The 4,381-nt window shown below is 46.0% G+C and carries 4 protein-coding genes and 1 pseudogene; all 5 read left to right on the forward strand.

Annotated elements, in window-relative coordinates; translation table 11 throughout:
* Positions 1-66 precede the first annotated feature (66 nt).
* A pseudogene (locus QUA40_RS27780) lies at positions 67-657 on the forward strand (IS1 family transposase); the annotation flags it as partial.
* Entirely contained in the window at positions 650-877 is a 228-nt protein-coding gene (locus QUA40_RS27785) for a hypothetical protein (RefSeq protein ID WP_333131796.1), read from the forward strand. The pseudogene QUA40_RS27780 and the gene QUA40_RS27785, both read left to right, overlap by 8 nt.
* A gap of 34 nt (positions 878-911) precedes the next feature.
* Positions 912-1,457: an IS630 family transposase gene (locus tag QUA40_RS27790; protein ID WP_333131798.1), complete on the forward strand. Its 546-nt coding sequence runs from the start codon at positions 912-914 to the stop codon at positions 1,455-1,457.
* Positions 1,458-1,808: 351 nt separating this feature from the next.
* Entirely contained in the window at positions 1,809-2,444 is a 636-nt protein-coding gene (locus tag QUA40_RS27795; RefSeq protein ID WP_333131800.1) for a TetR/AcrR family transcriptional regulator, read from the forward strand.
* Between the two features lie 111 nt (positions 2,445-2,555).
* Positions 2,556-4,280, forward strand: coding sequence for a DHA2 family efflux MFS transporter permease subunit (locus QUA40_RS27800; RefSeq protein WP_333131802.1), 1,725 nt, complete (start codon positions 2,556-2,558; stop codon positions 4,278-4,280).
* The last annotated feature ends 101 nt before the right edge of the window (positions 4,281-4,381 follow it).

Here is a 4,381-nt window from a genome sequence, read left to right on the forward strand (position 1 = left end):
TTAATAATTTCAAGAATCGTGTATTAGCTTGCTTTTCTGATTAGATAAACTTATAACCATAAGTTCAGGAGAGCCGATCAAGCTACCCGCGAACTAATCGATAAGTTATTACTGGAACGTCTTGCGCTTGCCGCAATCGTTAGAATTACAGGAGTGTCAGCGCGATGGTTACAATCATATGTCAATCGTAAATATGAAAATACCCCACAGCAATTAGAGGTTAAGCAAAAGAAAAAGGGAAAGTTGACAATTCAGTTAGATGAGATGTGGTCATTTGTAGGGAATAAAAAGAACAAACAATGGATTTGGCTAGCGCTTGATGCTCAGACTAGGGAAATTGTTGGAGCCACAGTTGGATCTCGTTCTCGTCGTTCGGCAAAAAAGCTATGGTTGTCAATACCTGCTGTCTATCGTCAATGTGCGGTATGTTATAGCGATTTTTGGGAGGCTTATTCAGAGGTATTACCCAGCAAACGACATAAGGCTGTTGGTAAAGAGACCGGCAAGACTAGCTACATTGAGAGGGTCAATAATACCTTGCGTCAGAGAATTGGCAGATTAGTTCGGAAGACCTTATCTTTTTCTAAGAAGTTAGAGAATCATATTGGTGTTATTTGGTACTTCATAAACCCTTACAACGCAATGCTTTGTGCCTAAACATTACTTTGCATCACTACCCCCTAAAATTCAAGGAAAAGACGAAGAATTATTACAAAAACTTGTCACGGAGCAACGTGATATATATCTGCGAGAACTTCAAGGTTCTCTTCTAGACCGTACAGGCATAGAAGTTAGTCAATCTAGTTTATGTCGCCAGCTCAAGCGACTAAAATTAGGGAGAAAAAAAAACTTTAATAGCCAGGGAACAGCTCTCTGAAAGAGTTCAGAAGCTGCGATATGAATGGAGACTTTTGCTAGATAGTATAGATGTAAGGAACCTCATATTCATGGATGAGACAGGTGTAAATCTAGGTATGGTGAGAAGATATGGCAGATGTAAAGGAGGAGAACGAGTCTATGATGACCGACCAGGAAATCAGAGAAAAAATGTCACTTTAGTTGGAGCAATGAGCGATGAGGGTTTAATTGCGGCTATGATTTTACCGGGTGGTTTAAACACGCCGAGTTTTTTGGTTGACCTGGAAAAAATATTACTGCCCGAGTTATGGGTGGGCGCCATTGTAGTTATGGATAATTTACGTGTTCATCATGTTGAAGCCGTCGAAAGTTTGATTGAATCTGTCGGAGCCAGAGTGAAATTCTTACCTCCCTACTCGCCGGATTTATCTCCCATCGAGTTTTGTTGGTCAAAAATAAAAGCAATTCTTCGTTCCCAAGTATCTCGAACTTCAAACATTCTTAATGAAGCGATTACTCAACCTATCAATGCTATTACTGATGACAATGCTTTGAACTGGTTTGATCATTGTGGTCTATTTTTAGAACCAGTTAGATAGGCAACTCTTGTAGTACATTCGATCGCAAATAGCTGTAAGTTTGGCTCCTAGGCGAAAGGTAAGGCTTTGGACGGAATTGTCACCCCGTTAACCTGTGCGGTGAACAATCGCAAGCATGGTTTTGGAACAGAGGGGGTGGAGGGGCAACACTCCCTCAACTCTACCTCTCGGCTTTACTCTAGAAACCGGGTTTCTTGCTACGATCCTGAGTTTCCTGGCGCGACGACTTTTCCTAGTTTCCCGGCATCTGAGCGTAATCCCACCCGAGATCTTCCAAAAATCTGCCTTTCTGCTGAAGTTATAGCTCTTTGGCGATCTAGAATATGTAAGTTAGTGCTTACATTAATTGAGATGAGTAGAACGAATCGAAGTGCAGCAGAAACCCGCGATCGCCTGTTGAAAGCCGCGATTGAAGTTTTCTCTACAGAAGGCTACGTTGGAGCGACAACTCGTGAAATTGCTCGTGTTGCAGATGTGAGTGAAGTCACTTTGTTTCGCCGCTTTCAGAGCAAAGAGCAAGTGTTGAGTGCGGTTGCCCACCACATTACAGCATTGCGGACGGAGGCGTTGGCGCATCAAGACGAATGGACTTATGACCTACGCCGCGATCTCCTGCATTATGCAAAGCTCCACGACGACATGCTGGAGGAGTACGAAGCTCTATTTCGGATGTTTATTGGTGAAGCTCACCGACATCCGATAGAAGCACTGGAGGTGCTTCAGCAATCATTTTTACCGCTACGTGAAAAACTAATTTCCTATCTACAAACCTGTGTTGAACGCGGCAGTATTGGTCCGAATGTTGACCTGCCACTGGCAGTAGATCAATTGACGGGAATGCTGCTGTCTGGTATGATTCGCCGCCATGTTTCTCAAGTAAACCGGGGCTATAGCCGTAAACGATACATCGAAGGGTGTGTGGATTTATTTGTGCGGGGAGTTAGCACAGCAGCGTCTTCTGTAAGTCATACTTCGTCTCCAGAATGAAGGTTCCTGACAATTTTCCTATGAATTTGGCATTTCCAGATTAAAGCACCCTAACCCGTTGCGGTGGTGCGAAGCACCTGCCCGAGGCGATCGCAAAAGTAGAGACTAAAAATGAAACGCCCTCAAATACAGAGTCATGCAACTGAACCAGATTCTCTTGATATTCAGGCTTTTACCGATTTGGAAGAGTCTGAGCCTCAAGACCAGCAAAACGCTCAACAACACTCTCAACAAAAGCGAGCAAAACCATTAAAAAAATTGAAACACTCTGCCTATGATGCAGCGGGGTACGTGCAGGGACCGCTCAAGTGGGCGATCGCCCTGACGGCTTCTTTAGGAGCCATTCTAGAAGTCATTGATACCAGCATTGTGAACGTTGCTTTAACAGATATGCAGACGACATTAGGCGCAACGGTGACCGAAATTGCTTGGGTGGTAACGGGTTACGCGATCGCCAACGTTGTGATGATTCCGCTCTCTGCTTGGTTGGGGGACTTATTCGGCAAGAAAACCTACTTTGTCTTTTCCATGATCGGGTTCACAGCCGCCTCGGTGTTATGCGGTTTATCCATCAACCTGCCGATGCTGGTGCTAGCTCGAATTCTTCAAGGCTTCTGCGGAGGCGGACTGTTGGCAAAAGCGCAAGCGATTCTGTTTGAAACTTTTCCCCCTGCGGAACAGGGGTTAGCGCAGTCGGTGTTTGGAGTTGGGGTGATTTCAGGTCCGGCTATTGGTCCCACGCTAGGCGGCTATCTGACCGATACGTTAGGCTGGCGCTGGATTTTCTTTATCAATTTGCCCGTCGGTATTGTGGCTGTCATCATGGCGATCGTGTTTCTCCGACCTGACTCGAAGCAACACGAACGGAGCCAGCAGAAAGTGGACTGGACAGGAATTGTACTGCTGTGTATTGCGATAGGTAGTTTGCAAGGATTTTTGGAAGAAGGGGAAAAAGAAAACTGGTTTGAATCGGGTTTCATTACGCTCCTGGCTTTTATGGCGGTTATGGGGGTGTTTCTGTTCATCTGGCGAGAACTCAGCACAAAAGCACCAGCAGTTGACTTGCGGGTTCTGCGGCATAAATCCCTGGCAGCCGGTAGCCTTTACTCTGGTATTTTGGGCATGGGGTTGTACGGAGCCTTGTTTGCTGTACCGCTGTTTGCTCAAGGCGTGCTGAGATTTTCGGCAATGCAAACCGGATTTCTACTCGCTCCAGGAGCTTTAGCATCCGCCATCATAATGGTTTTATTGGGCAAAATTTCGACTAAAGTGGATGCCCGCATTTTAATTGCGCTGGGAGCCTGTGGAACTGCAGCCGTCATGTTCGAGCTGGCAAAAATCACCCCCCAAACCGGAACTGATGATTTGTTTTGGCCCCTAATCTGGCGCGGTGCAACTACGGTTTTGATGTTCCTGCCCCTGAGTTTGGCAACATTGGGTTCCATACCCAAAGAAGATGTATCGGCTGGATCGGGCTTCTATAACTTGACTCGTCAGCTCGGTGGTAGTATTGGCATTGCCATTCTGACCGCATTACTGGCTCAACGAGAGGCTTTTCATCGAGCCATTTTGTTGGCAAAGTTAACGCCTTACGATCCAGAAACAACTGAGCGGCTCAATGCACTCACTGGTTTGTTTCAGAGTCGCGGTTCTGATGCCGCAACTGCCCACCAACAAGCCCTCGCCGTGCTCTCCCAATTAGTCAATACCCAGGCAGCCGTTCTATCCTACGCAGACATTTTTCGCTTTGTCGGCATTGTCTTTCTCTGCTCGCTGCCATTGCTGCTGTTTCTCGGCAAGGGAGGCGCTGGAGTCAAAGCACCTGCTGCTCACTAATTGCTTGATTTTAATTCTGTAGCGATTAAGCTGTTACGCATTTAAATTGGAAATTCCGGACAGGCTAGAAGCCCGTCCCACAAGAGTTGTATTGATTTTTG

This window comes from Microcoleus sp. Pol11C3 (genome assembly GCF_036701485.1).
Classification (GTDB): domain Bacteria; phylum Cyanobacteriota; class Cyanobacteriia; order Cyanobacteriales; family Microcoleaceae; genus Microcoleus.